Origin of the sequence: Tatumella sp. JGM94 (assembly GCF_018257595.1) — a bacterium.
GTDB lineage: Bacteria > Pseudomonadota > Gammaproteobacteria > Enterobacterales > Enterobacteriaceae > Tatumella > Tatumella punctata.
In genome coordinates, this window is sequence record NZ_JAERJN010000006.1 from 67,952 (window position 1) to 94,272 (window position 26,321).

Consider the following 26,321-nt stretch of genomic DNA (forward strand, 5'->3'; position numbering starts at 1 on the left):
AACGTAAAGCCGTGCTGCGGCAATGATTTGAAAACTGACATAAGGGGTAAAAAAAGCCAAAAAAAATTTTTTTTAATCTGGCTGAAAAGGGATTAATAATTTATACACAGCCGATGCTATCAGGGCTAAAAACAGTTATCCACTATTCCTGTGGATAACTATGTGCATTAGCATCTTAAAACAGGGCTGAAGCAAGGAAATATGCGGTCTGGCAACAGACTGGCTGTAAATCGGACTTTTGATATTAACTGTATATATTCAATTAGTTAATTAAAAGCAAGCCTGCGGACAGTCAGACGGCCGATTATGGCAGTGGTTTATTACATTAACTTGACAAACGATAAAGTCGGCAGGCAGTCGGTGGATAACACTGGCCACGGAGACAATCGCGCGGAGAAATAAAAATTATTTCTCGTTAAAATTCCTTAAGTCACATTGTGATATGTATCCGTACTGGCTGTATACCCAGTATGACACTGGCAAATTTTCGTTCAGTGGTTAGAATAGATCCCCCGCCAGAACAGATGCGACAGGTGACCCTACGATGAGCAAAGTTTTCACACTCCATTCGGAATTCAAACCGTCAGGTGATCAGCCTGAGGCCATCCGCCGTCTGGAGGAAGGGCTGGAAGACGGATTAGCACACCAGACATTGCTCGGGGTGACCGGCTCCGGAAAAACCTTTACGGTGGCTAATGTGATTGCTGACCTGAACCGGCCAACGATGGTACTGGCCCCCAATAAAACCCTGGCGGCCCAGTTATACGGTGAGATGAAAGCCTTTTTCCCTGATAATGCTGTCGAATACTTTGTGTCTTACTATGATTATTACCAGCCCGAAGCCTATGTGCCGAGCTCGGATACCTTTATCGAGAAAGATGCCTCGGTCAACGAGCATATTGAGCAAATGCGTCTGTCGGCAACCAAAGCTTTACTGGAACGCCGCGATGTCATTGTGGTCGCTTCCGTTTCGGCGATCTATGGTCTGGGTGATCCGGATTTATATCTGAAAATGATGCTGCACCTTAGCCGGGGAATGATCATTGACCAGCGCAGTATTCTGCGCCGACTGGCTGAGCTGCAATATACCCGTAATGACCAGGCTTTTCAGCGCGGAACATTCCGCGTGCGTGGCGAGGTGATTGATATTTTCCCTGCCGAATCTGATGAAATTGCTCTGCGGGTCGAACTGTTTGATGATGAAGTCGAACGACTGTCGATCTTTGATCCTTTAACCGGTCAGGTGGCACAGACGGTTCCCCGCTATACGGTTTACCCTAAAACTCACTATGTCACGCCACGTGAACGTATTGTGCAGTCGATGGAAGAGATAAAACTGGAACTGGCCGATCGCCGCCGTGTATTGCTGGAAAATAATAAATTACTCGAAGAACAAAGGATTACGCAGCGTACTCAGTTCGATTTAGAAATGATGAATGAGCTGGGTTACTGCTCGGGTATCGAAAACTATTCACGTTATCTCTCGGGCCGCGGGCCGGGAGAGCCACCGCCAACCCTGTTCGATTATCTGCCCGCCGACGGCCTGCTGGTGGTCGATGAATCACACGTCACTATTCCGCAAATAGGCGGAATGTACCGGGGGGATCGGGCGCGTAAAGAAAACCTGGTCGAGTATGGTTTCCGTTTACCTTCGGCGCTGGATAACCGCCCGCTGAAATTTGAAGAATTTGAAGCTCTGGCACCCCAGACGATTTATGTTTCTGCGACCCCGGGGGCATATGAACTGGACAAATCCGGCGATGAAGTGATTGACCAGGTCGTCCGGCCAACGGGGCTGCTGGATCCGCTGATTGAAGTGCGTCCGGTGGCGACACAGGTAGATGATTTATTATCTGAAATTCGTCAGCGGGTCGAAATTAATGAGCGGGTACTGGTGACCACTCTGACCAAACGGATGGCGGAAGATCTGACCGAATATCTTGAGGAGCATGGTGAGCGGGTACGTTATCTGCATTCCGACATTGATACGGTCGAGAGGATGGAGATTATCCGCGATTTACGGTTAGGCGAATTTGACGTACTGGTGGGCATAAACCTGTTACGGGAAGGGCTGGATATGCCGGAAGTTTCGCTGGTGGCTATTCTGGATGCAGATAAAGAAGGTTTCCTGCGTTCTGAACGTTCTCTGATTCAGACGATTGGCCGTGCGGCTCGTAATATCAGTGGTAAGGCTATTCTGTACGGCGATCGTATTACGCCTTCCATGGCACGTGCTATTGAAGAAACTGAGCGCCGCAGGGAGAAACAACAAGCCTGGAACCAGCAACACGGGATTGTACCGACCCGGTTAAATAAGAAAGTGACTGACATCCTTGAACTGGGGCAGGGAATTGGCCGTACGAAAGGGAAGTCTCAGGACAAAAATCAGACCAGGCAACGGGCCGCAGAAGCGGCTGGCCAGTATGCAGCATTAACCCCGCAGGCAATGCAGAAAAAAATTGCCGAATTGGAGGCCAGAATGCAGAAGCATGCCATGGATCTTGAGTTTGAAGAAGCTGCGCGGCTACGTGATGAATTACATGAGGTCCGGGCACTGTTTATCGCCGCCTCCTGAGTATCCGTGGGGCGGCGGACTATCCCAGACTCTGTACGGCCTTTTCCAGGGCAATATGCAGCAAATGCCGGTCATGACGGTATCTGATATCACCGGCTTCAAGGGGATGCTGAATAATTCTGCGCCCCCCCAGCTGGCTGATATCAGCGGCAGGACTGACAATAACGGCATCAATCACCCTGCGGCCAATCACCTGCTCCATTTTCTGTAGTTTATCGCTGACCGTCAGAGAACCCGCAGGACTGTGTTCTTTCCCCAGATTACCAATAAAAATCATTTTGGCCGGGGTACGTCGCAGGGCGGTCGCCATCTGTTCCATCAGCAGTACCGGCATCAGGCTGGTATAAAAACTGCCGGGGCCGATTAAGATCAAATCAGCTTCAGCGATAGCCTCTGTCGCTTCACGTGTCGCGGTTACCTGCGGAAAGAGCGTCAGGGAACAGGGCAGTTCATCCATTGCATCAATGGCAGTTTCACCATATACAGCATTTCCCCGACTATCGGTAGCGACCAGGTCAACCGGTTGCTCTGACATCGGGATCAGAAAAGCATCCACTTTCAGCACATTACGGATAAGATTAATCGCCTCCAGCGGTCTGACACTCAGATTATCCAGCGCTTTCAGCATCAGGTTCCCCAGATTATGTCCGGCCAGTTCACCGTTACCACTAAAGCGGTATTCGAACATGGCAGAGGCGATGCCGGGTTCAGTAATTAACTGATTCAGACAATTGCGCATATCACCCCAGGCAATTCCGCCTTCCGAGCGACGGATCCTGCCGGTGGAACCCCCGTTATCCGTGGTGGTGACAATTCCGGTTAGCCGTGACCCGAGAGAGGAGAGGGATGACATCACGCGGCCTAAACCATGCCCCCCGCCAATGGCCACAACGCGATCTAAATCTGCCAGTGTGCGATTCATAATTATCCTTTGGTTAGCTGTTAGCCCGGGGTGACAAATATCTGCCAAACAACCAGCAGAGAAACAGTTATTCTCTCTTAATAAAAGCCTGTTTAACAGAGGATTAATCTGTAGCGGTAAATGAACATTAACCGCCACAGCGGAGGCCAATAGCGTGACTTATGGAGAGGTTTCGCGCTAAAATTCGTTCGGGCGATTATCTGTACTGATAATCTACACTCTAAGCCCGTATCACCTACGTTATCACGGGTAATAAGGTGTCCGGGCCGCAGTTATTACTGCCAGGGTGCGGGAAGAAATGACCGCATCTCCCGACTTCGGAAAGGTGTTTCTGTGTCTCAGTTGATTGATACGTTTGATCGGCGGTTTTACTATCTGCGTCTGTCAGTGACGGATGTGTGTAATTTTCGCTGCACATACTGCCTGCCGGATGGTTACCGTCCACACAGTGTCCGCAATAAAGGCTTTTTATCCACGGATGAAATCCGCCGGGTGACCCGCGCCTTTGCCGCAGCCGGCACCGAAAAAATTCGGCTTACGGGCGGCGAGCCTTCCTTACGGCGTGACTTCACGGATATTATTGCCGCCGTCAGAGAAAACCCGCACCTGCGTAAGATTGCCACCACAACTAATGGCTACCGTCTGCAACGTGATATCCGCCATTGGCGTGATGCGGGCCTGACCGCCGTCAATGTCAGTATTGACAGCCTTGATGCCCGCCAGTTTTATGCCATTACCGGCCAGGATAAATTTCGCCAGGTCATGGCGGGGATTGATGCGGCTTTTGAGGCCGGGTTTGAGATGGTTAAGGTCAATACAGTATTAATGCGGGACGTTAACAGCCAGCATTTGCAGACATTTCTTGACTGGATCCGTGACCGCCCTGTGCAGTTACGCTTTATCGAATTGATGGAAACCGGTGACGGCAGTGACCTGTTCAGGAAACATCACATTTCGGGTCAGGTCATTCGCCAGCAATTAATTGAACGTGGCTGGCAACTGCAGCAAAGAGCAAAAGATGATGGCCCGGCGCAGGTATTTTCACACCCGGATTACCAGGGAGGGGTCGGTTTGATTATGCCCTATGAAAAAGATTTTTGCCTGAGCTGTAACCGGCTGCGGGTGTCGGCGACAGGTAACCTGCACTTATGTCTGTTTGGTGAAAACGGGATACCACTGCGGGATTTACTGGTCAGTGACCAGCAACAGGATGAGCTGCTGGCACGGATTACACAAAGCCTCGGGCAGAAGAAGCAAACCCACTTTCTGCAACAGGGAAATACCGGCCATACCCAAAACCTTTCGTTTATTGGCGGATAGTCAGGAGAGACCAGCATGAGCAAATCCCCGCGGGAATTTATTCCGCTTAGCGTGGCACTGCTTACAGTGTCAGACAACAGAGATCAACACAGCGATAGCTCCGGTGATTACTTTCGTGAAGCGGTTACCGCAGCCGGCCACCGGGTCACGGAACAGGTGATCTGTCAGGATAACTGCTATCACCTCCGGGCTGTGGTTTCACGCTGGATTGCCGGTGAACAGGTGCAGGTGGTCATTGTCAATGGAGGTACCGGTTTCCATGCTAAAAACAGCACCCCGCAGGCATTACTGCCCCTGTTTGACCGGACTATTGATGGATTCGGCGAATTGTTCCGGATGATCTCCTATGAAGAGATTGGTTCAGCGACCCTGCAATCGCGCGCAGTGGCGGGTATGGCCAACCGGACGCTGATTTTTGCTGTGCCCGGCTCAACGGCAGCCTGCCGTCAGGCGTGGGAGCGTATTATCGCGTCACAAATTGATGCCACTACGGCGCCCTGTAATTTTGTCTCACAATTGAAGAACCAGTGATATGTCGCGACTCACACATATAAACAGTGCCGGAGAGGCACATATGGTCGATGTTTCTGCCAAGCAGGAGACCGTCCGGGAAGCCCGTGCTGAGGTATTTGTCAGTATAAATCAGCAGACATTACAAATGATTGCTGATGGCAGTCACCACAAAGGGGATGTATTCGCAACTGCGCGGATTGCAGGTATTCAGGCGGCCAAACGCACCTGGGAGCTTATCCCCCTTTGTCATCCGCTAATGCTGAGTAAAGTTGAAGTTTCACTGACCCTGTGCGAGCAGCATCAGCAGGTACATATTGAAACACTGTGCCGGCTGACGGGAAAAACAGGTGTGGAAATGGAAGCGCTGACTGCCGCCTCGGTGGCCGCACTGACCATCTATGATATGTGCAAGGCAGTGCAGAAAGACATTGTTATTGACAGGCTGAGGCTGGTCAGTAAATCCGGCGGTAAGTCGGGTAATTTCAGGGCGGATAATCATGATTAACGTATTGTTATTTGCCCGGGTCCGGGAACTGGCAGGCACTGACGGCGTGACTGTCGCTGCTGAATACTCAGATGCTGAGTCACTGCGTCTGGCTCTGAGCCTTAAGGACAGCCGCTGGGCCATGGCGCTGGAGCAGGGGAAGCTGCTGGTGGCCGTTAATCAGACCCTGGTGCCGTTCAGCCACCCGTTACAGGATGGCGACGAAGTTGCTTTCTTTCCGCCGGTCACCGGAGGTTAACGGACCATGATTCATACACACATCAGGGTGGGCGAAGCACCATTTTCTCTGGCAGAAGCCCATGAATGGCTGTCTGGTGATGATCAGGACGGCGCAGTGGTCACTTTTACCGGTAAAGTGCGTAACCATAACTCAGGGGACAGCGTCGCAACACTGACGCTGGAGCATTATCCGTCGATGACCGAAAAAGTGCTGGCGACGATCGCGGAGCAAGCCCGCGAACGCTGGTCATTACAGCGCATTGTGATTATTCATCGTGTTGGTAGTCTGGCCCCGGGGCAGCATATTGTGCTGGTCGGTGTCAGCTCGGCACACCGCAGCAGTGCTTTTGCTGCGGCGGAATACATTATGGATCTTCTGAAAACTACAGCGCCGTTCTGGAAGCGGGAAACCACACCACAGGGAGAGCGCTGGCTGGAGGCAAAACAGAGTGATCACCAGGCGGCAGGGCGCTGGTCAGACTCGTGCTGACAGTGAATCACACTGCCCGTGATCAGCGGCAGTACTGTGTTAACGCTTTCTCTGGCGTTATCCGCGGATGCTCTCGCAGAGGACTGTTAGTTCTGCTGATGTTACTGGCTGGCTGCAGCCAGCCACTGACGAAGGTGACGCCACAACAAGCGGCGGCACAGCAGGCAGATATCCGGCGATTACTGCCGGCATCAGTCAGCGATAAACAAGGCTGGTCAGAGGATATTTATCAGGCCCTCCGCCATCAGTCACTGCCTGTCTCACGACAAAATATCTGTGCTGTAATAGGGATAACCGGCCAGGAGTCGGGATTTAATGCAGATGCCCCGGTAGCAGACCTGCCCGGGATCGCCCTTAACGAAATTTATCGCCGCGCGGGGGCGTTATATATTCCCCGGTTTGTTGTGGATACCGCGTTAAAAATTCCGTCATCGGATGGCCGCAGTTATGCAGCACGCCTGAGTACGGTGCGCAGCGAAAAACAACTCAGTGCTATTTTTGATGATCTGGCAGACAGAGTGCCACTGGGACAACGGTTATTCGGGCATTTTAATCCGGTGCATACGGGGGGGCCTATGCAGGTCAGTATCGCTTTTGCTGAAGCGCATAACGACGGTTATCCGTGGCCGACAGAGCATTCCGTACGACAGGAAGTGTTCACCCGGCGTGGCGGAGTGTACTTCGGTACCCTGCATTTACTGGGTTACCCGGCCAGTTATCCGGCGATGATTTACCGGTTTGCTGATTTTAATGCAGGCTGGTATGCCAGCCGTAATGCAGCTTTTCAGGCAGCTGTAATGCAGCTTAGCGGACGTAAGCTGGCCACAGACGGTGACCTGATTCGCTATAACAGTGATGCTGCCGGGGCAACAGAGCAGGCAGTGCTCAGTTTGCAGTCACGACTGGGGATCAGTGCCGGAGATATCCGCCGGCAGTTAGCCCTTAGTAAAACAGAAGCATTTGAGCAGAGTCAGGTCTGGAAGCAGGTCTTCCTGCTGGCGGATAAGCAGCATGGTTCAGCTTTGCCCCGGCAACGGTTGCCGGGTATTGCATTACACAGCCCGAAGATCACCCGTAATCTGACCACCGCATGGTTTGCCGAACGGGTGAACACCCGTTATCAGCAATGTCTGGCGCGGCAAAAATAGCTGACTGGCACAGGACTACCAATGTGTGCCACACTTACTCTATACGTTTAACCGTTTCAGGAGGCGGAGCATGGAGCGATACCAAAGGCAGGACCACTCAGCATTACAACGGGCGGGTTCCGGTTTACAAACCTACATGGCGCAGGTTTATGGCTGGATGACCTGTGGATTATTACTGACGGCATTTATCAGCTGGTTTGCGGCCAGAACCCCGCGGGTTATGGAATTTGTCTTTTCCAGCCAGTTAACTTTTTTTGGTCTGATTATTGTCCAGCTGGCAGTCGTGTTTGTACTGTCCGGGATGGTACATAAAATGAGCAGCGCGCTGGCGACTTCATTGTTTATGCTGTATTCGGCGCTGACCGGACTGACAATGGCCAGTATTTTTCTGGTTTATACCTATTCATCTATCGCCAGTACATTCTTTGTGACTGCCGGGATGTTCGGGGCAATGACGTTGTATGGCTATACCACTAAACGTGATTTAAGTCGTCTTGGCAGCCTGATGTTTATGGCGTTGATCGGTATTCTGATAGCGTCTCTGGTTAACTTCTGGCTGAAAAGTCCGGCGCTGATGTGGGCAATCACCTATATCGGTGTGGTGGTATTCGTCGGGCTGACGGCGTATGACACCCAGAAGCTAAAAAATATCGGTGAAACTATTGATATCAATGATAAAGAAAACCTGCGCCGTTACAGTATCGTCGGTGCACTGACCCTGTATCTTGATTTTATTAACCTGTTCCTGATGCTGTTGCGTATTTTCGGTAACCGCCGTTAATCATCTCACCCGCGATCAATACACAGAGGCCGATCCGGCCTCTGTTTTTTTGTCATATGCGTCCCTGTATCCTGCTGCCCGACCCCGCGTATTAACCTTTTGCTACAGTCCGTTATCAGTCCCGCTGATGGACCGAATTTACTGTCAGACGGCAATAATTATATTCTGCATTATCTCACTAAAATCGGGCGTCTGAGGCGCATAACTGACTGCTGACAGGCTGCCTGAATTGCAAAAAATGAAATAAAAGTGATTTTTATGGCATAATACCGGCGCTGAGTTACCTGACCCAAACAAGAAACTGCTGTTCTGATCACAATTGGACATCAGGAAATGAAAAATAACAGGTGCTTTTTTTTAAACTGGATTAGTCTGATTAATCCTGCCGCTATGTCGGTTTGTATGGGCGACATCACAGTCTGCCAGGAGAAAAAAATGAAATGGTCTAACCGTGTTCAGATTATAACCGGACAAACCTGCTTCCATATTGCGATGCATCTGAGTGTTATTGCCTTGCTGGTCTGGGGCTGGAAACATCAGTTATTAGTGTCCGTCAGCGGCAGCCTGGTCGCAGCCTATGTGGTATTACTCGCGGCGATGATTATCACTCAGAGAGTGACACGTCTGCGGGTGGTTGGTGATTATCTTGAGGAAGCCAGCACGACTTACTATTTTGGTGCGGCAATGCTGTCACTGTTCCTGCTTTCCCGTGTTATTTCTAACCCGTTACTGGTCGGTGCACTGGGGGTGGTGATGCTGATCGGCCCGGCATTGATTTCCCTGCTGGCAAAAGAACCGGTACGCCGGGTTGAAAAAAAAAGTAGTTAGTCTTACACGTCATTGTTATCAGGGTCAGTAATGCGTTAAGCATATGATCCGTGACAAATCAGCCACTATTGATAAGCCGGGGCACTCGCACAGAGCTATTAACTCTGTTAAACTGTCGCCATCATGCATCGTAGTTTTTGCCCCTGACTTATCTCTGAGTCACATGACATAACCCCCTGAAAACTGCACCGTTGTCTTACGGTCAGGGCGTCCCGGAGTAAATTTTCCATGTCTTTTGAATCTCTCGGTCTTAGTGCCGATATTTTGCGTGCTGTCAGCGAACAAGGCTACAGCGAACCTACCCCTATTCAGAAACAGGCAATCCCTGTGGTACTGGCGGGTGGTGACCTGCTGGCCAGCGCCCAGACCGGTACCGGTAAGACCGCCGGATTTACCTTGCCGTTACTTCAGCGTTTATCTGCCAGTCAGCCGGCGGTGATTAAAGGCCGTCGTCCTGTCCGTGCACTGATCCTGACACCGACCCGTGAGCTGGCGGCCCAGGTCGGGGAAAATGTCCGTGAGTACAGCCGTTACCTTAACCTGCGTTCGCTGGTGGTATTTGGTGGTGTCAGTATCAACCCGCAAATGATGAAACTGCGGGGCGGAGTTGATGTTCTGGTGGCAACCCCTGGCCGTTTACTGGATCTGGCGCACCAGAATGCTGTTGACCTTTCGTCAGTAGAAATTCTGGTCCTGGATGAAGCTGACCGTATGCTGGATATGGGCTTTATTCATGATATCCGTAAGGTGCTGGCGAAATTACCGGCGCGTCGTCAGAATTTATTATTCTCTGCCACTTTCTCTGATGAGATTAAAGCACTGGCCGAAAAGCTGCTCGATCGTCCGTCACTGATCGAAGTGGTTCGCCGGAATACGGCTTCAGAGCAGGTCAGTCAGCAAGTGCATTTTGTCGACAAAAAGCGGAAGCGGGAACTGCTGTCTTACCTGATTGGTCGTGATAACTGGCAACAGGTGCTGGTTTTCACCCGCACCAAACACGGTGCTAACCACCTGGCAGAACAGCTGAATAAAGACGGTATTACTGCTGCGGCAATCCACGGAAATAAAAGCCAGGGCGCACGTACCCGTGCTCTGGCAGATTTTAAAACCGGAGATATTCGTGTACTGGTTGCGACCGACATTGCGGCCCGTGGTATTGATATCGAAGAACTGCCACACGTGGTTAACTACGAGTTACCGAATGTCGCGGAAGATTATGTTCACCGTATCGGCCGTACCGGCCGAGCGGCATCAACCGGTGCGGCATTATCACTGGTCTGTGTCGATGAGCATAAACTGCTGCGCGATATTGAACGGTTGCTGAAACGTGAAATTCCTCGTCTGGCTATTCCGGGCTATGAGCCGGATCCGTCGATTAAAGCTGAGCTAATCCAGAATGGCCGGCAGGGCGGTCGTGGTGACCGTCGTCAGGGCGGCCAGGGTGCCGGCCGTGGTCAGGGGGCACGCTCGCCCCGTACCGGTAATGGCAATAGTAACGGTAACGGTAATCCACGCCCGCGCCGCACCTCCGGACCGAAGAAAACAGAGCGAACCTGAGAAAATGCGGGTATTACTGGCACCGATGGAAGGAGTGCTTGACTCACTGGTCAGGCATTTGCTCTCTGACGTTAACGACTATGATCTCTGTATCACAGAGTTTCTTCGTGTGACAGACCAGCTATTGCCTGCAAAATCTTTTTATCGTCTGTGTCCTGAACTGCACAATGCCAGCCGTACATCATCAGGTACCCGGGTGAGGGTCCAGTTACTGGGTCAGCACCCCGGCTGGCTGGCGGAGAACGCAGCCCGTGCGGTTGAACTGGGTTCTTACGGGGTTGATCTTAATTGTGGTTGTCCGTCGAAGCTGGTGAATGGCAGTGGCGGCGGGGCTACGCTGCTGAAAGATCCTGCTCTGATTTACCAGGCGACTAAAGCGATGCGCGAAGCCGTACCCCGGCACCTGCCGGTGACAGTTAAAGTCCGGCTTGGCTGGGATTCCGTCACCCGGAGTCACGAAATTGCCGATGCTGTTGCCAGCGCCGGAGCTTCAGAAATAGTGATACATGGCCGGACGAAGGAAGACGGTTACCGCGCGGATGCGATTAACTGGCCGGCTATCGGAGAAATAAGGCAGCGCTTATCCGTACCAGTGATTGCGAACGGAGAAATCTGGGATCATCAGAGTGCTATGGCTTGCTGTGCCGTCACCGGATGTGATGCGGTGATGGTCGGACGGGGGGCGCTGAATGTGCCGAACCTTAGCCGGGTGATTAAATATAATGAACCACCGATGCCCTGGCCACAGGTTGTCCGGCTACTGAATAACTATTGCGGGCTGGAAAAACAAGGTGATACCGGGTTATACCATGTTGCACGTATCAAACAATGGCTGGGATATTTACGCAAAGCGTATCCGCAGGCGACCGGTGTTTTTACGGAAGTCCGTGCTTTGAAAACATCGCCAGAGATTGCTGCTGCTATTGAACGAATAGCTGTTAACACCTTGTAATAAATCGGTGTTGTGTACATTGTCAGCTATGATAATGTGCACTCAATCATTGTCTCCGGGTTTTCTGTTAATCATGTCTGAATCTGCAGTCCTGAGTCGTGCTCAGTTAAATAAACGCATCCTGTCGGTCATTATTTTCACCTTCTTCTGCTATCTGTCTGTTGGTTTGCCGCTGGCGGTACTGCCCGGTTTTGTTCACCACCAACTGGGCTTTAGTTCCTTTATTGCCGGGGTGATCATCAGTCTGCAATATTTCTCGACCCTGATCAGCCGTCCGCAGAGTGGCCGGCTGGCCGATAGCCTGGGACCCAAAAAAGTGGTCATGCTCGGGCTGGTGCTGTGCGGTATGAGTGGTGTGCTGACAATGATTGCCGGATGCCTGAGTTCTTATCCGCTCCTGAGTCTGTCACTACTGGCTGCAGGGCGTGTTTGCCTCGGATTTGGTGAAAGCTTTAGCAGTACCGGTTCGACCTTATGGGGAATGAATCTGGCCGGACCGCTGCATACGGCCAGAGTGATTTCATGGAACGGGGTGGCAACCTATATGGCAATGGCGATTGGTGCACCGTTGGGCGTTTTTCTGAATCAGATGGCGGGGATCAGTGGTTTTGCAGGGCTGGTGGCATTGATGGGCGGGGCGGGATTTTTTCTGGCGTTCAGCAAACCGGCGGTGGTGGTTACCCCGGGGCAGCGGGTTGCATTCTGTCAGGTTTTTCGCCGCGTGTGGGTGTTCGGACTGGCGCTGGCGCTCGGCACTGTTGGTTTCGGTGTTATTGCGACCTTTATTACTCTTTATTTCAGCAGCCGTGGCTGGGCCGGAGCGGCTATGACCCTGACTCTGTACAGCCTTGGTTTTGCCGGGATTCGGCTGGTTCCGGGAAATGTAATTACCCGTTTTGGCGGAATTAAAGTTTCTCTGGTGTCATTTATTGCAGAAGCCGCTGGCCTGTTTCTGTTGTGGCATGCTGACTCCGTGCTGGCGGCAGATATAGGTGCTTTCCTTACGGGCTGTGGTTTCTCTTTAATTTTCCCTGCGTTGGGGGTAGAGGCCGTAAAACAGGTAGAACAGCAAAGCCAGGGCTCTGCTCTGGGAACCTATTCGGCTTTTCTTGATTTCGGGCTGGGGATCACCGGACCGGTGGCCGGATTACTGATGAACCATGCCGGGGTACGTTCGGTGTATCTGGCGGCGGCATTCGTTGTCATCGGCGGGGGATTAATGATGGTTCGTTTACTGATGCAGCCCGCGACTTCTCAGCAGACCGGATGATGTGTGGGACTGATAGGTAATTTTCGCCCCTCACCGATATAAAAACCGCCCCGGAGGGCGGTTATTGGCAGGAAAATATGGAAATTTATTGCGCCGCAGCCTGTGGCGAGGCGTCCGTCTGAATGATATTGGCACCTTCTGACGACATCGGCGTCATAGGTTGTTCCTGCGGCAGTGCTGACGGGTTTTCGGACACCGGATGAGGCGTGGTATCGATATTATTTTCAACCCCGTTAATTTTTACCGGCATACCACTACGCGCTTTCAGTGCAGCGTTTAATACATTCTGATTTACGCTGGCATCACTCAGAATCTTACTGACCTGAGGAGTAATCGTTAAAGGGACTTCCTGGTTAGAGGTAAACTGCTGTTCAGTGGTGGACAGCGGGTTATGAACCTCGATATAGCGTGAACCATCAGGTTCGATCGCCGCTTTCACTGGCTGGTCAATAAACTGTACGCGGGTACCGACCGGTACATTTTCAAACAACCATTTAATATCATCAGCACGCAGGCGGACACAGCCATGGCTGACACGTAAACCAATACCAAAGTCGGCATTAGTACCATGGATCGCGTACAGACGCCCGATATATAAAGCATAAAGACCCATCGGATTATCGGGACCCGAAGGGAACACATCCGGAATGTTCTGACCATTTGCCAGGTATTCAGCATGCATTGCTTTGGTCGGAGTCCAGGTCGGATTAGGGCGTTTATGCTGGACACTGGTTACCCAGTTCAGCGGAGTATCTTTGCCCAGCTGGCCAATACCGATTGGCAGTACCACTACACTGTGAGTCCCTTTCGGGTAATAGTAGAGTCGCATTTCTGCGCTGTTAATCACGATACCTTCACGGGGTGCGTCCGGCAGCAGAAGCTGCTGAGGGATCACCAGATCAGAACCGCCTTTAGGCAAGTAAACATCCACCCCGGGGTTTGCTTCCAGCATATTACTCAGTCCCATCTGATACTGGGAGGCAAAGGCTTCTAAAGGTAAGCGATTATCCTGCGGGAGGGTTATCTGAATATTTTCACCGATCAGACTGCTGTTGGCCGGTGGTAATGGATAAAGCACAGCGAATGCTGAGTGGCTATATGCCACCAAAGCCAGTGCCAGTGAAGCGAACGCGCGGATGCTATTTTTCATAATTATACAATATGTGAGTGCCTGAATATGGGCTTGTTAATCTTATTGTGCCGGGTCAGACAGCGACCGGTTGCACATTATAGTGGCTAACAGGAAAACCGGATACTGACATGTTGCGCCGGAAAATATTTCCCGGACAGGTACCGGTTATTGCTGATGCCGTCGCTGTTGCAAAAAGCGTATTCCTTTCCAGATGATGTACAACACCACCCCAATGCCTGCAACCCAGAACAGCGGTTTCAGATATTCATCCAGCTTATCAAACCATGGCGTAATCAGTTTACCGGCAAAATAACCGAGGCTGACAAACAACAACGCCCAGATAAACGCACCGATAATATTAAAAATCAGGAACCGCCGCGGCGATAACTGGCTGGAACCGATGATAATGGGTCCGATAATGCGAAAACCATACATAAAGCGTACACCAATCACAAACAGGCTCGGATAACGGTGGATCAGCTGGCTGGCGCGGGTTACTTTATCCTGATGATTACTGAACTTTGCCAGTAATCGGCTACCGTAGCGACGCCCCAGCCAGTATAATAACTGATCACCAATAATACCGCCTGCCATGGCCGCCGCCACCACCCCGGCAAAATGTAACAGACCTTTGTTGGCAGCAATGCCGCCCAGTAATACAAATGTCTCACCTTCGGCCATACATCCAATTAACAGGGCAAGATAGCCGTAATGGGAAATCAGTGAGTTAATATCAATATGCAACGTCGGGGATCCTCCTGGTCAATTGCGTTTTAGTTTACACGTCATTCGGCTTTGGTGCGATGCCGTAACTCTGAGAGTTAATCCGCAGAGACCAGTGGTTCTGTCAGACTTTCTTACAAAATCTGCGTTATCCCGGCCGGGAGGGATTTGGGTATTTTCCCGGTGAACAGCGTATGATGCTGCCGCCAGCGGGGTATCATCAGCAGTTGTCCCGCGGCCTGTGTCTGCACAGCAATAAAATACATCCAGGTATCTTTGATAAAATGTCCCTAAAATTTCGCCATTCTTTACTGTTTTTTGCACTTTGTTCCCCTCTGAGCGCCGTGGTACTGCCGGCTTATGCAGAACGAAGTGCTCCGGATGTCCGTACGGTAGTTCAGCCACAAATAGCCTCGGGCAGCGCTTTAGTTGTTGACCTGAATACCAATAACGTCCTGTTTTCCAGTCATCCTGACCGGGTCCGGCCAATCGCGTCCCTGACTAAATTAATGACAGTGATGGTGGTGTTAGATGCGCATCAGTCACTGAATGAAGTCATTAATGTGGATATCAGCCATACGCCGGAGATGCGCGGTGTATTTTCCCGGGTAAAACTTAACAGTGAAATTAGCCGGCGTAATATGATATTGCTGGCTTTAATGTCTTCTGAGAACCGGGCGGCAGCCAGCCTGGCAGCGCATTACCCCGGGGGGTATCAGGCATTTATCCGTGCCATGAACACTAAAGCGCGTTCACTGGGAATGCTGAATACCCGTTACATCGAACCGACCGGATTGTCATTACAAAATGTCTCTACTGCCAGTGACCTGGTGAAGTTACTTAAAGCCACCGAAAAGTATCCGTTAATCGGTGAACTAAGTAAAACCAGGCAGGAAACTGCTATTTTCAGCCATCCGTCCTATGCCCTGCCTTTCCGTAATACCAATCACCTGGTCTACAATGATAAGTGGAATATCCGCCTGACCAAAACCGGATATACGGATCAGGCCGGACATTGCCTGGCGATGAGAACCACCATTAACGGGCGTCCGGTTGCGCTTGTGGTGCTGGATGCCTTTGGTAAGTATACACACTTTGCCGATGCGACCCGTATTCGTAGCTGGCTGGAAACCGGCAAAGCCGCACCGGTACCCGCAGCAGCGCTGGCCTATAAAAAAGAAAAGGGTCTGTAGTAGGCTGCAGCTGCAGATTTCCGGGGAAACCGTTTAGCGGATTTCCCGGGAATTATTTTTAGTGTCATTCTTATAGCCGCCAGATGAATAACACTCTACAACACAGAGACTAACCACAGACTTTGTGACTACCCTGTTCTGATACTCTGGATACAACGTCATCATGCGTATTTTATCGATCACCCTCAGACTGTTTTTATTGCTGTTGAGTTTTCAGGTTTCGTTTGCCGTGCAGGCAGAGGCTGCCGACAGCAATTCCGAGAGTACTGCCGCCCCTGCACCCCGGGTAAATGCCAGTAAAGAACTGGCAAATATGCAGGCGATTCTGGATAAAATTAAGGGGCAGGTATCCGCTAACAGTACCGATGTTACCCTGAGTCAGCTGAATGACATGGCTCAGGAATTATCACAGAATGCCGATACTCTGGGGCAGAGTCTGTTACCCCTGCGACAGAAAACAGTTGCTCAGCTCGCGGTGCTGGGTACAGCACCGGCACCGGACAGCGGTGTCAAAGAAACAGCCGATGTCGCCAATAAACGCCGGATGCTGGAAGCACAGAAAGCAGAGCTGGATGCTCAGATCTCCCAGGCCGACGGTTTAAAAAACGGGGGGATAACACTGTCGGCTCAGATCCTTAATCTGCGCCGTGATCAGCTTAAAACTCAGCTGGCCCTGAATTCAGGCAGTATCTTTTCCGCCGGTTTCTGGCAGCCCCTGTACAACAGTAACCATTTTGATCGTGAGAAAATCGGTGGTTTCGGTGAAGAACTGGTGAGTACGATAGCCATTTCCTGGCAACCGGCATGGAGAGTCGGCACTGTCTGCTGGTTACTGGCGGCTGTTCTGGTGATGGTTGCCGGCCGGCGCTATATGGAAGAGTTTGTGGCATGGGTCAGCATTCATAAACTTCCCGAAGGGCGTTTAAGACGCAGTTTTCTGGCAACAGCCATTGCACTAACCACCTTAGTATCAGTGGTATTATCCTTCAATTTCCTGGCGCTGGCCTTCACCCGTAGTGAAGCGGTTGACAGCGATGTACAGGAGTATGTCGCACGGCTGGTACAGTTAAGTATTACCAGCGGGCTGATTGCCGGGCTGGGCAGAGCGTTTTTATCCACGCGACGGCCTTCCTGGCGGCTGGCGAATATCAGTAACCGGATCGCGCTGGCGATGAAACCTTTTCCGACCATTATCGCTTCACTGGTATTTGTTTTTCAGGCACTGGAGTCTTTTAACTACATTATCGGGACCAGTGTCAATACCACCGTGTTCGGCAACGGTCTGACAGCATTACTGATTGGTGTATTCGCAGTCATTATCGTTATGCGCATCAGTCAAGTACGTCGCCGTGTACATCAGGATGATTCATCTGAACAGGAGCGCTCTGTCGTTTTCAGCCTGATTGAGCTGGCGTTACTTATTACCGGGATGACTATTCTGCTGTCACTGGCTATTGGTTATGTCACCTTTGGCCGCTTCGTCAGTTATGAAGTGGTATGGGTCGGTATCCTGTTCAGTGCATTTTACCTGCTGAGCCGGCTGGCAAGTGACAGCTGCGAAGCGATTTTTTCAACCAGTAATGCCTGTGGCAGGCGGGTACAGCGTGCCCTGAATATTGATGAGCGTTACCTGTATCAGATTTCCACGCTGCTGGCGGCATTATTAAAATCCTGCCTGGTACTTATCCTGATCCTCGCTTTATTTAATGGCACTATTACCTCGTCATCTCCGGCAGAAATGCTGCAAAAAGCCATCGGGTTCTGGGGCGGCAAGGGACTGGAAAAACTGAATATTGTGCCGTCGCAGTTAGTGACAGCATTAATCCCGTTACTGGTTGGTATTTATCTTTTACGGACCATAAGACGCTGGCTGGATGAGGAGTTTTTACCCAAAACCGCCATGGATAAAGGGATGCGGGTATCAATTATTACCCTGTTCAGTAATGTGGGTTATGTGCTGGTGATCCTGCTGGCGTTATCGGTGATGGGGGTACAGTGGAATAAACTGGCATGGATTGTCAGTGCTCTGTCAGTCGGGATCGGTTTTGGCTTGCAGGAAATTGTGAAAAACTTTATCTCCGGACTGATTCTGCTGACTGAACGGCCGGTAAAAGTCGGTGATTTAGTGGGTATAGGCGGTTATGAAGGGGATATCCGGCGGATTAATGTCAGGGCTACCGAAATTCAGCTGACGGATAAATCGACGGTGATTGTCCCTAACTCTCAGTTGATCTCCCAGAACGTCCGTAACGCAACTATGGGCAATGCTCAGGGGGTGGTTACCATACCTGTGACATTTCCGCTGGATATTGATCCGGTACAGGTAAAAGAAATTTTACTGGGTGTTTACCGTGACAATGAACGTATTCTGGAAACTCCGGCCCCTTCGGTGAGTTTTAAAGATCTTTCAGCGCAAGGGATTTTGCTCAGTGTCACCGGTAATGTTGCCACACAGCGGCAGATTTCTTCGGTTAAGAGCGAATTACTGTTTGAAATTCTGGTACGACTCCGGGATCAGGGGGTGGCGTTATCTTCACCCCAGACCATGGTGATTGAACAGAAGCCCGCGATACCGGCAGAAAATACCGCTGCGGCCCGGCAACACTAATCCTTACCCCGGCCGGGCACGGGGCCCGGCCGGTAATGTGCATGCTATGCTTTTCTGACATAACCCGCGGCCTGTGCCGCGGGTTGTACCGGTCTTTATCTCCTTGCCTCTGAGAATATGCTGATGAAATGGATATACCCGTTACTGGCAATAACGATTGCTGTGCCTGCTGCCTTCGGGGCAGAGCCGCAAGCCCCGGCGTTTGGTGGTGAACAGGCCCGGGATGCCTATGTCACACAGTTACTGGATAAAATGACCCTGGATGAAAAAATTGGTCAGTTGCGTTTAATCAGTGTCGGTCCGGATAATCCCAAACCGGCCATCCGTGAAATGATCCGTCACGGACAGGTCGGGGCTATTTTTAATACGGTGACCCGTCAGGATATCCGGGCAATGCAGGACCAGGTGATGCAGTTGAGCCGGCTGAAAATTCCGTTATTTTTTGCCTATGATGTAGTACATGGCCAGCGGACAATTTTCCCGATTCCGTTAGGCCTGGCAGCCAGCTGGGATATTGATGCGGTGAAAACCGTCGGCCGTATTTCGGCATATGAAGCGGCTGATGATGGCCTGAATATGACCTGGGCACCGATGGTGGATGTCAGCCATGAACCACGCTGGGGACGTATGTCAGAGGGGTTTGGAGAAGATACATTGCTGAGCGCCATGATGGGGCGTGCAATGGTAGAATCGATGCAGGGGAAAAGTCCTGCTGACCGATACTCCCTGATGACCAGCGTAAAACATTTTGCACTCTATGGCGCAGTGGAAGGGGGGCGGGAATACAACTCAGTGGATATGAGCCCGCAACGTATGTTCGGCGAGTATATGCCACCCTATAAAGCGGCCTTAGATGCAGGCAGTGGCGGGGTGATGGTTGCCCTTAATTCGATCAATGGTGTACCTGCGACCGCAAATGCATGGTTACTGAAAGATATTTTACGTGACCAATGGAAATTTAAAGGGATTACTATCAGTGACCATGGTGCGATAAAAGAGCTCATTAAACATGGGGTGGCTGCCGATCCCCGTGATGCGGTGCGTATTGCCCTGAAATCCGGCATTGATATGAGTATGAGTGACCAGTATTACAGCCAGTATTTGCCCGAACTGGTGAAAAGCGGTGCGGTGACGATGGACGAAATTAATGATGCCACCCGTCATGTACTGAATGTGAAATACGCGATGGGACTGTTCCGTGATCCCTACAGCCACCTGGGGCCTGCCGGCAGTGACCCGGCGGATACCAATGCTGAAAACCGTTTACACCGCCGGCAGGCGCGGGAAGTGGCTGATAAAACCATGGTACTGCTGAAAAACCGGCTCGATGTTTTGCCCCTGAAAAAACAGGAGACCATTGCACTGGTAGGGCCGCTGGCTGACAGTCAGCGCGATATTATGGGCAGCTGGTCGGCCGCCGGGGTTGCCGGACAGTCGGTGACCCTGTTACAGGGAATGCGTAATGCGTTACAGGGACAGGGGACACTGCTGTATGCCAAAGGCGCAAACATTACCGATAATCCGTTAGTACAAAAGTTTCTGAACAGTTATCAACCGTCGGTAACGGTAGACAGGCAATCGCCGCAACAACTGCGTGATCAGGCCGTGGCTATTGCCCGTAAAGCGGATGTGATTGTTGCCGCAGTTGGTGAATCACAGGGAATGGCCCATGAGGCTTCCAGCCGCAGCGATATCCGTATTCCTGAAGCCCAGCGCCGTTTACTTGATGCTCTGAAAGCCACCGGCAAACCTCTGGTGATAGTACTGATGAACGGACGTCCGCTGGATATCAGCCAGCAGGCTGAGCAGGCCGATGCTATCCTGGAAACCTGGTTCAGTGGCACCGAAGGCGGGAATGCGATTGCCGATATTCTGTTTGGCGACAAAAATCCGTCCGGTAAACTCCCGGTCACTTTCCCGCGTTCGGTCGGACAACTTCCTTTATATTATAATCATCTGCCCACCGGACGGCCTTATGACTACCTGCATCCGGATAAATATACTTCCCATTATTATGATGCGATAAACGGGCCTTTATATCCGTTCGGCTACGGACTCAGTTATACCCGGTTTACGCTGTCGCCGGTGACGTTATCTGCCAGCCACTTTTCGCAGGGTGGTGAACTACAGGCCAGTGTGACAGTCACCAACACCGGTAAACGGCAAGGGGCGACAGTGGTGCAGATGTATCTGAATGATCCTGTTGCCAGTATCAGCCGTCCGGTGGAAGAGCTGAAAGGGTTCCGGAGAATCGATCTTAACGCCGGAGAATCACAGAAGGTTACCTTCAGGGTGAATGAAGATGATTTGAAATTCCTGGACCCGCAGATGAAATATGTGGCAGAACCGGGAGTGTTTAACCTGATGATCGGTCTGGACTCGGTCCGGACACAGAAAACACAATTTACTTATCAATAATCCGGAAAATCAGGCAGCGCCGGTACACCGACCGCCGGCGCTGCCCGGTAAATGATGAATATGTTACGTAACAGAATTGCCCGCCAGGTCTACCGGCTGAACGGTCTGTCCCTGAATGAATTTGATTTAAACCAGCCGCCCGGAGATGCCGGGTTATTTGGCCCCGACAGTATGGTGTGGGCGGTACATGGTGACTTTGCATCGATGCTCTGTGGCGGTATCGCCGCCTTGCTGTTACAAATGCAGCATCCCGCAGCCCTGGCAGGTGTCTGGGATCACTCAGATTTTCGTCAGGATATGTTCGGCCGTTTACGGAGAACCAGCCAGTTTATTGCTGTTACCAGTTTTGGTAACATGCAGGATGCCCGTTTTTTAATCGAAAAAGTGAAGAATATCCACCTGCGGGTAAAAGGAAGAACACCGGACGGCCTGGTTTATCAGGCCAGTGATCCGGCGTTACTGACCTGGGTACATGTTGCCGAAATGTCCAGTTTTCTGGCGGCCCATTTACGTTATAAAAATCCGCGCCTCAGCCTGGCAGATCAGAACCGTTATTATGCTGAAGCCGCTTTAACCGGCACCGCACTCGGGGCGGCTGATATTCCCGTCTCCGTGAATCAGGTTGAAGAATATCTGCAGGCTATGCGTCCGCAGCTGCGTATTGATCAACGGACCCTGGAAGTGAGCAGACTCTTATTTTCAGCCCCGCCGCCATCAGCCGCCGCCAGGCAGGTAATGAGTATTATGCTGCGCGCCGGTGGTGATTTACTGCCTTCATGGACCGGTGTGCCGGGACGTCCGCCACGCTCAGGCTTGCAACGGACAATGACACGTTACAGTATGGAGACTATTGCACGGCTATTGCGCTGGTCCATACAGCAGGGGGCATGGCACCGGGCGATGCAACGGGTGGGCAGACTGCCCTGAGGCAAACAATTTCCCGGCAGTCGCGGGCGGTGTATCATTCCGGCAAGTCTATAAAGGAATTTTATGTCAGTGATCGAAGTTATTCTTGTTGATAAAGATGATAAACCGACCGGAACGATGGAAAAACTGGAAGTGCATGAAAAAGGCTTATTGCACAGGGCAGTGACCGTCTATCTGTTTACGCCTGAGGGCGATCTGTTGTTACAACGCCGTGCCGCACATAAATACCATTGTGGCGGGCTGTGGAGTAACACCTGCTGCGGGCACCCGTTTCCCGGAGAAACGACGCAGCATGCGGCAGAACGCCGTTTACAGGAAGAGATGGGGATCAGGATGGCGCTGACGCCGGTTTTTGAAACCTGTTATAACCTTCTGCTGGAGAACGGACTTACTGAGCATGAATACGGGCATATATTTTTCGGAGTCACCCGGCAGTTACCACAGTTAAATCTTCAGGAAGCCGATGCCTGGCGTTACGTCAGCCCCGGCAGGTTGCAGCAGGAGATGGCCGCCAGTGCTGAACGCTTCACGCCCTGGTTCAGGCACACTCTGCAGCAGGTTCTCGAAACAAGGGCAACACAGTAGTCTGCCCGGCACTACCGGCTAATATCCTGATACCGCTGCGATATTCTCCGGTAATGTCTGCCTGTCAGGCACCGATAATAATGCTATACCCGACCAGCATTAGGCCCCCCACGCCGCCGAGGGCAAGCAGGAAAAAAAGGAAAGTAATACCGATTTTTTGCCAGTTCATTTATATACCGCTCCTTAATTCAGATGGCCGATAATACCTGTTAACTGTTCAGTGATAAACGTTATCCTTATCGGGAACCGGTCCCGCCGGTATTTATCCGGCGGGTATTTCCCGCTATCACAGGATTTTCTCTGTCCGTCATCCGTTTTTTATCGCAATTTTTCTTTCAGGGCTGCCGTCAGCCAGCATACTGTGTAAAAATACAGGCTGATTCTTCCAGCAGACGGTCGTTATGGTTCTGACACCCGCAATAAAATTACAAATTGGTGAATGGTATAAGCAACTGCAGGCGCAGGTGGAGGACTTTGTCCCGCGTCCGCCTCAGCGGCAGATGATTGCCGAGGTCGCCAAAACCTTGTCGGGTGAGGCCGGACGTCATCTGGCGATTGAAGCCCCGACCGGGGTGGGGAAAACGTTGTCGTATCTGATCCCCGGTATTGCCATCGCCCGTTCGTCAGAAAAGAAACTGGTGATCAGTACCGCGAATGTGGCACTGCAGGATCAGATTTTTGATAAAGATTTACCATTACTCAAAAAATTCATTCCTGATCTGGCGTTTACCGCGGCTTTCGGTCGCCGTCGTTATGTGTGTCCGCGTAATCTTTATTTTATAAGTGACCAGCAGGATACTCAGGGAGATCTGCTGTACTGGCTGGATGAATCCGCCGGTCAGATAGCAAAAGTCTCAGGAGAACAGCAACAGCGGGAAGAGAAAATAGCGTCCGGGCTGGAGAAGTCCCTGGCCAGTGGCGCATGGGATGGATTGCGTGATCATTGCAGTGAGCAAATTGATGATCAGCTGTGGCAGAAAATTTCGACGGATAAAACCAGTTGTCTTGCGCACCACTGTCAGTGGTACCGGGAATGTCCGTTTTTTCTTGCCCGCCGGGAAATCGAACATTCAGAAGTCATTGTGGCTAATCATGCACTGGTGATGGCTGCACTCGAGACTGACACGGTGTTGCCCCCGGCCAAAGAGATGCTGCTGGTGATTGATGAAGGACATCATTTGCCGGATGTTGCGCGGGATGCCCTGGAGATGAGCAGTGATATCTCCCCGGCCGGTACCGGCCTGCAACTGGATTTGTTTACTAAACTGATAGAAACGCTCCGCAGCTGGTTTACCTTTAAGTCGCCGCCGCCGCTGGCTAATCCGCAACGGCTGGGTGAGCATTGTGCCACGGTGCAGCAACTGATCGTGGAACTGGTGGCGGGTATATCGCCACTGCTGCCGGAACAGGGCCAGACAGCCTGTGAATACCGTTTTGTGATGGGAAAGTTACCGGCAGACACCGAACAATGCTGCCAGCGATTGTTTAAACTGTGTGACGCATTACGCGGGCTGTGTGAGGGTCTGATCACTCTGCTGGGAGAAATGACCGGAAAAGAGAATATGGTACGTATTCATCGCGGGCTGTTACAGCTTAACCGCTTTCTCGGCTGGTTCGAATCGCTGAGTAAGCTATGGTGGCTGGCGGGTATGCAACAGCTCTCGGGCGCACCGGTCTCCAAATGGCTGACCACTGACTGGCAGGAAGGTAAGCGTCATTTATGGTTTCATTGTGCAGGGATCCGGGTCAGCGATCAGCTGGAAAAATTGTTATGGCGGAAAGTCCCCCACGTGATCCTGACATCCGCAACGTTACGTTCCCTGAACAGCTTCCGGCGTCTCAGTGAGATGTCCGGGCTGAATAACGCAGCAGAGGACCGTTTTGTCGCACTGGACTCACCTTTTGACCATGTGCGGCAGGGGAAACTGGTGATCCCTGAAATGCAATATGAACCGCAGCTTGCACAGGAGGCGTTGCATATTGCTGAGATGGCCCGTTATTTTCGTCAGCAGGTAACCGAAAAAAAACATACGGGGAGCCTGGTTTTATTTTCCAGTGGCCGGGCGTTGCAGCTTTTTCTGGCTGAAGTGGCCGATTTACGTCTGATGCTATTGGTACAGGGCGATCAGCCGCGCTCAAGGTTAATTGCGATCCATCGTCAGCGGGTAAAAGCAGGACAGCAGAGTGTGCTGGTGGGGCTGCAATCATTTTCTGAGGGGCTGGATCTGAAAGGCGAACTATTAACTCAGGTGCATATTCACAAAATCTCATTTCCGCCTGTCGACAGTCCGGTCATAGTCACCGAAGGTGAATGGCTGAAAAGCCAGAAACGTTATCCGTTTGAAATTCAGAGTCTGCCCAGTGCATCCTTTACCCTTATTCAGCAGGTAGGAAGACTAATACGCAGCCATCAGTGTTCAGGCGAAGTCATTATTTATGATCGCCGGCTGCTAAGTAAAGCGTATGGCAGTCGTTTACTCTCAGCGTTACCGGTATTTGCTATCGAACAGCCGGTGATTCCGCCGCCGGATAACAGTAAAAAAGCCACCGCCAGCACCGGTAAGAAAACCGTAAAGCGCCGGACCCGGCGTTAATACACTGGCTGACTATTAATGACAGGGCCGACGGCCTGCAGACAGGAAATCAGCATGGATATTATCCGGATAGTAAAAGAGATCGGGCGCGGAAAAAATCATGCGCGCGATCTGGACCAGCAGACAGCTTATCAGTTGTACCAGGCGATGCTTGATGACCAGCTTGATCCGCTGACACTGGGCGCGGTATTAATCGCGCTACGTATTAAAGGGGAAAGTGACACTGAAATGCTGGGCTTTTATCGTGCACTCCAGCAAAAACTACCACAGTTGCAGGTTCCCGCGGGTCTGCCGTTACCGGTGGTAATCCCCAGCTATAATGGTGCTCGTCGCCAGGGAAACCTGACACCACTGCTGGCATTATTACTGCAGAAAATCGGTTTCCCGGTATTTGTTCATGGGATTGATCATGATCCTACCCGCATCACCAGTGAAGCCGTTTTTGCCGCACTGGGTATTTTCCCGGTGAGTATTGCGCAGGCACAACAACAGCTTAATCAGGGGCATCTGGCGTTTATTACCATCGACCAATGGTGTCCGGCGTTAGCCAGGCAACTGGCCCTGCGCTGGCAGCTGGGTTTACGTAACAGTGCCCATTCCCTGGCGAAACTGGCCAGTCCGTTTGCCGATGATGCTGCACTACGCTTATCTGCAGTATCTCACCCGGAATATGTTCCTAAAGTCGCGACCTTTTTCCGCCAGACCGGCGCGCCTGCATTATTATTAAATGGCTGTGAAGGGGAGGTCTACGCCAATCCGCAGCGCGGGCCGGCCATTTATCAGGTCACCGGCGGGGACGGTGAGCCACTGCTACTGACTGAACGGCAGCCTGAAGCGGCCGCCAGACTGCCTGATTCAAAATCTGCAGCGGATACAGCCCGCTGGACGCAGGACGTGCTGGAACAGTCGATTCCGGTGCCTCAGCCGTTACGGCTGCAGGTTGCCTGTTGTCTGGTTGCCAGCGGCCGTTGTGCAACGGTCGCTCAGGGACTGAGACAATTGCAGGCGTTGGGATACTGAATATTCCCTGACTGTTTATATTAATCAGAGATTGCGGCTTT

The 26,321-nt window shown here is 51.5% G+C and carries 23 protein-coding genes and 1 riboswitch; of the genes, 19 read left to right on the plus strand and 4 right to left on the minus strand.

The features are described from left to right. The first annotated feature begins 544 nt into the window (after window positions 1–544). A complete protein-coding gene (uvrB, locus tag JK216_RS06125; RefSeq protein WP_212706759.1) occupies window positions 545–2,575 on the plus strand; it encodes an excinuclease ABC subunit UvrB in 2,031 nt (676 codons plus the stop codon). Window positions 2,576–2,594: 19 nt separating this feature from the next. Here the strand turns inward: uvrB and yvcK are convergent, their stop codons facing one another. After that, complete coding sequence (yvcK, locus tag JK216_RS06130; RefSeq protein WP_212706758.1) at window positions 2,595–3,497, minus strand: uridine diphosphate-N-acetylglucosamine-binding protein YvcK; 903 nt, start codon at window positions 3,495–3,497, stop codon at window positions 2,595–2,597. 206 nt (window positions 3,498–3,703) lie between these two features. Next, a riboswitch (molybdenum cofactor riboswitch) is annotated at window positions 3,704–3,841 on the plus strand. Between yvcK and moaA the strand changes: the two genes are divergently transcribed. From moaA to JK216_RS06185, 11 genes are all read left to right on the plus strand, one after another. Further along, the gene (gene moaA, locus JK216_RS06135; protein ID WP_212709902.1) at window positions 3,831–4,817 is read left to right on the plus strand and encodes a GTP 3',8-cyclase MoaA; all 987 of its coding nucleotides are present in this window, start codon (window positions 3,831–3,833) and stop codon (window positions 4,815–4,817) included. Its footprint overlaps the riboswitch before it by 11 nt. A gap of 15 nt (window positions 4,818–4,832) precedes the next feature. Further along, window positions 4,833–5,348: a molybdenum cofactor biosynthesis protein B gene (gene moaB / locus JK216_RS06140; protein WP_212711110.1), complete on the plus strand. Its 516-nt coding sequence runs from the start codon at window positions 4,833–4,835 to the stop codon at window positions 5,346–5,348. Between the two features lies 1 nt (window position 5,349). Further along, window positions 5,350–5,835 (plus strand): cyclic pyranopterin monophosphate synthase MoaC, encoded by a 486-nt coding sequence (moaC, locus tag JK216_RS06145; protein ID WP_212706755.1) that lies wholly within the window; start codon window positions 5,350–5,352, stop codon window positions 5,833–5,835. Continuing rightward, window positions 5,828–6,073 (plus strand): molybdopterin synthase sulfur carrier subunit, encoded by a 246-nt coding sequence (gene moaD / locus JK216_RS06150; RefSeq protein ID WP_212706754.1) that lies wholly within the window; start codon window positions 5,828–5,830, stop codon window positions 6,071–6,073. The genes moaC and moaD overlap by 8 nt, the downstream gene beginning before the upstream one ends. A gap of 9 nt (window positions 6,074–6,082) precedes the next feature. After that, window positions 6,083–6,544 carry a molybdopterin synthase catalytic subunit MoaE gene (gene moaE, locus JK216_RS06155; protein ID WP_212706802.1) on the plus strand — a complete coding sequence of 154 codons (462 nt, stop codon included), beginning with the start codon at window positions 6,083–6,085 and terminating at the stop codon, window positions 6,542–6,544. A gap of 98 nt (window positions 6,545–6,642) precedes the next feature. Continuing rightward, the gene (locus tag JK216_RS06160; protein ID WP_212706801.1) at window positions 6,643–7,692 is read left to right on the plus strand and encodes a DUF1615 domain-containing protein; all 1,050 of its coding nucleotides are present in this window, start codon (window positions 6,643–6,645) and stop codon (window positions 7,690–7,692) included. Between the two features lie 70 nt (window positions 7,693–7,762). After that, window positions 7,763–8,473: a Bax inhibitor-1/YccA family protein gene (locus JK216_RS06165; RefSeq protein WP_212706753.1), complete on the plus strand. Its 711-nt coding sequence runs from the start codon at window positions 7,763–7,765 to the stop codon at window positions 8,471–8,473. 435 nt (window positions 8,474–8,908) lie between these two features. Next, window positions 8,909–9,301, plus strand: a complete 393-nt coding sequence (locus JK216_RS06170; protein ID WP_212706752.1) for a YbhQ family protein — start codon at window positions 8,909–8,911, stop codon at window positions 9,299–9,301. A gap of 228 nt (window positions 9,302–9,529) precedes the next feature. Continuing rightward, the gene (gene rhlE / locus JK216_RS06175) at window positions 9,530–10,858 is read left to right on the plus strand and encodes an ATP-dependent RNA helicase RhlE (protein WP_212711111.1); all 1,329 of its coding nucleotides are present in this window, start codon (window positions 9,530–9,532) and stop codon (window positions 10,856–10,858) included. Between the two features lie 4 nt (window positions 10,859–10,862). Beyond that, the gene (gene dusC, locus JK216_RS06180) at window positions 10,863–11,810 is read left to right on the plus strand and encodes a tRNA dihydrouridine(16) synthase DusC (RefSeq protein ID WP_212706800.1); all 948 of its coding nucleotides are present in this window, start codon (window positions 10,863–10,865) and stop codon (window positions 11,808–11,810) included. A 73-nt stretch (window positions 11,811–11,883) separates the two neighbouring features. Next, a complete protein-coding gene (locus tag JK216_RS06185) occupies window positions 11,884–13,080 on the plus strand; it encodes an MFS transporter (protein WP_212711112.1) in 1,197 nt (398 codons plus the stop codon). 85 nt (window positions 13,081–13,165) lie between these two features. Here the strand turns inward: JK216_RS06185 and JK216_RS06190 are convergent, their stop codons facing one another. Continuing rightward, window positions 13,166–14,230: a L,D-transpeptidase family protein gene (locus tag JK216_RS06190; protein ID WP_212706750.1), complete on the minus strand. Its 1,065-nt coding sequence runs from the start codon at window positions 14,228–14,230 to the stop codon at window positions 13,166–13,168. Between the two features lie 147 nt (window positions 14,231–14,377). Next, window positions 14,378–14,956, minus strand: coding sequence for a DedA family protein (locus JK216_RS06195; RefSeq protein ID WP_212706749.1), 579 nt, complete (start codon window positions 14,954–14,956; stop codon window positions 14,378–14,380). 263 nt (window positions 14,957–15,219) lie between these two features. Here JK216_RS06195 and pbpG point away from each other — a divergent pair, with 263 nt between their 5' ends. The 5 genes from pbpG (at window position 15,220) to idi (ending at window position 22,666) form a co-directional block, all read left to right on the plus strand. Continuing rightward, window positions 15,220–16,128 (plus strand): D-alanyl-D-alanine endopeptidase, encoded by a 909-nt coding sequence (gene pbpG, locus JK216_RS06200; protein ID WP_212706748.1) that lies wholly within the window; start codon window positions 15,220–15,222, stop codon window positions 16,126–16,128. Between the two features lie 163 nt (window positions 16,129–16,291). Then, window positions 16,292–18,736 (plus strand): DUF3772 domain-containing protein, encoded by a 2,445-nt coding sequence (locus JK216_RS06205; RefSeq protein ID WP_212706747.1) that lies wholly within the window; start codon window positions 16,292–16,294, stop codon window positions 18,734–18,736. A 123-nt stretch (window positions 18,737–18,859) separates the two neighbouring features. Then, window positions 18,860–21,154 (plus strand): beta-glucosidase BglX, encoded by a 2,295-nt coding sequence (gene bglX, locus JK216_RS06210; RefSeq protein WP_212709905.1) that lies wholly within the window; start codon window positions 18,860–18,862, stop codon window positions 21,152–21,154. Window positions 21,155–21,205: 51 nt separating this feature from the next. Beyond that, window positions 21,206–22,081: an oxygenase MpaB family protein gene (locus tag JK216_RS06215; RefSeq protein ID WP_212711113.1), complete on the plus strand. Its 876-nt coding sequence runs from the start codon at window positions 21,206–21,208 to the stop codon at window positions 22,079–22,081. A 63-nt stretch (window positions 22,082–22,144) separates the two neighbouring features. Continuing rightward, window positions 22,145–22,666, plus strand: coding sequence for an isopentenyl-diphosphate Delta-isomerase (gene idi, locus JK216_RS06220; RefSeq protein WP_212706744.1), 522 nt, complete (start codon window positions 22,145–22,147; stop codon window positions 22,664–22,666). Between the two features lie 64 nt (window positions 22,667–22,730). On the opposite strand, the gene JK216_RS17015 is transcribed toward idi, so the two are convergent. Further along, window positions 22,731–22,835 carry a hypothetical protein gene (locus JK216_RS17015; protein WP_249212911.1) on the minus strand — a complete coding sequence of 35 codons (105 nt, stop codon included), beginning with the start codon at window positions 22,833–22,835 and terminating at the stop codon, window positions 22,731–22,733. A 232-nt stretch (window positions 22,836–23,067) separates the two neighbouring features. On the opposite strand from JK216_RS17015, the gene dinG reads away from it, so the two are divergent. Both dinG and ybiB read left to right on the plus strand, forming a co-directional pair. Continuing rightward, window positions 23,068–25,260, plus strand: a complete 2,193-nt coding sequence (gene dinG, locus JK216_RS06225) for an ATP-dependent DNA helicase DinG (protein ID WP_212709907.1) — start codon at window positions 23,068–23,070, stop codon at window positions 25,258–25,260. A 54-nt stretch (window positions 25,261–25,314) separates the two neighbouring features. Continuing rightward, a complete protein-coding gene (gene ybiB, locus JK216_RS06230) occupies window positions 25,315–26,280 on the plus strand; it encodes a DNA-binding protein YbiB (protein WP_212711114.1) in 966 nt (321 codons plus the stop codon). Window positions 26,281–26,321 lie beyond the last annotated feature (41 nt).

Coding starts and splice junctions, on each gene's coding strand:
- JK216_RS06205 (WP_212706747.1), top strand. CDS start 16,292: ATGCGTATTTTATCGATCACCCTCAGACTGTTTTTATTGCTGTTGAGT.
- yvcK (WP_212706758.1), bottom strand. CDS start 3,497: ATGAATCGCACACTGGCAGATTTAGATCGCGTTGTGGCCATTGGCGGG.
- moaB (WP_212711110.1), top strand. CDS start 4,833: ATGAGCAAATCCCCGCGGGAATTTATTCCGCTTAGCGTGGCACTGCTT.
- JK216_RS06190 (WP_212706750.1), bottom strand. CDS start 14,230: ATGAAAAATAGCATCCGCGCGTTCGCTTCACTGGCACTGGCTTTGGTG.
- moaC (WP_212706755.1), top strand. CDS start 5,350: ATGTCGCGACTCACACATATAAACAGTGCCGGAGAGGCACATATGGTC.
- dinG (WP_212709907.1), top strand. CDS start 23,068: ATGGTTCTGACACCCGCAATAAAATTACAAATTGGTGAATGGTATAAG.
- ybiB (WP_212711114.1), top strand. CDS start 25,315: ATGGATATTATCCGGATAGTAAAAGAGATCGGGCGCGGAAAAAATCAT.
- JK216_RS06160 (WP_212706801.1), top strand. CDS start 6,643: ATGTTACTGGCTGGCTGCAGCCAGCCACTGACGAAGGTGACGCCACAA.
- JK216_RS06170 (WP_212706752.1), top strand. CDS start 8,909: ATGAAATGGTCTAACCGTGTTCAGATTATAACCGGACAAACCTGCTTC.
- dusC (WP_212706800.1), top strand. CDS start 10,863: ATGCGGGTATTACTGGCACCGATGGAAGGAGTGCTTGACTCACTGGTC.
- idi (WP_212706744.1), top strand. CDS start 22,145: ATGTCAGTGATCGAAGTTATTCTTGTTGATAAAGATGATAAACCGACC.
- moaD (WP_212706754.1), top strand. CDS start 5,828: ATGATTAACGTATTGTTATTTGCCCGGGTCCGGGAACTGGCAGGCACT.
- rhlE (WP_212711111.1), top strand. CDS start 9,530: ATGTCTTTTGAATCTCTCGGTCTTAGTGCCGATATTTTGCGTGCTGTC.
- JK216_RS06215 (WP_212711113.1), top strand. CDS start 21,206: ATGATGAATATGTTACGTAACAGAATTGCCCGCCAGGTCTACCGGCTG.
- uvrB (WP_212706759.1), top strand. CDS start 545: ATGAGCAAAGTTTTCACACTCCATTCGGAATTCAAACCGTCAGGTGAT.
- JK216_RS06185 (WP_212711112.1), top strand. CDS start 11,884: ATGTCTGAATCTGCAGTCCTGAGTCGTGCTCAGTTAAATAAACGCATC.
- bglX (WP_212709905.1), top strand. CDS start 18,860: ATGAAATGGATATACCCGTTACTGGCAATAACGATTGCTGTGCCTGCT.
- JK216_RS06165 (WP_212706753.1), top strand. CDS start 7,763: ATGGAGCGATACCAAAGGCAGGACCACTCAGCATTACAACGGGCGGGT.
- JK216_RS17015 (WP_249212911.1), bottom strand. CDS start 22,835: ATGAACTGGCAAAAAATCGGTATTACTTTCCTTTTTTTCCTGCTTGCC.
- pbpG (WP_212706748.1), top strand. CDS start 15,220: ATGTCCCTAAAATTTCGCCATTCTTTACTGTTTTTTGCACTTTGTTCC.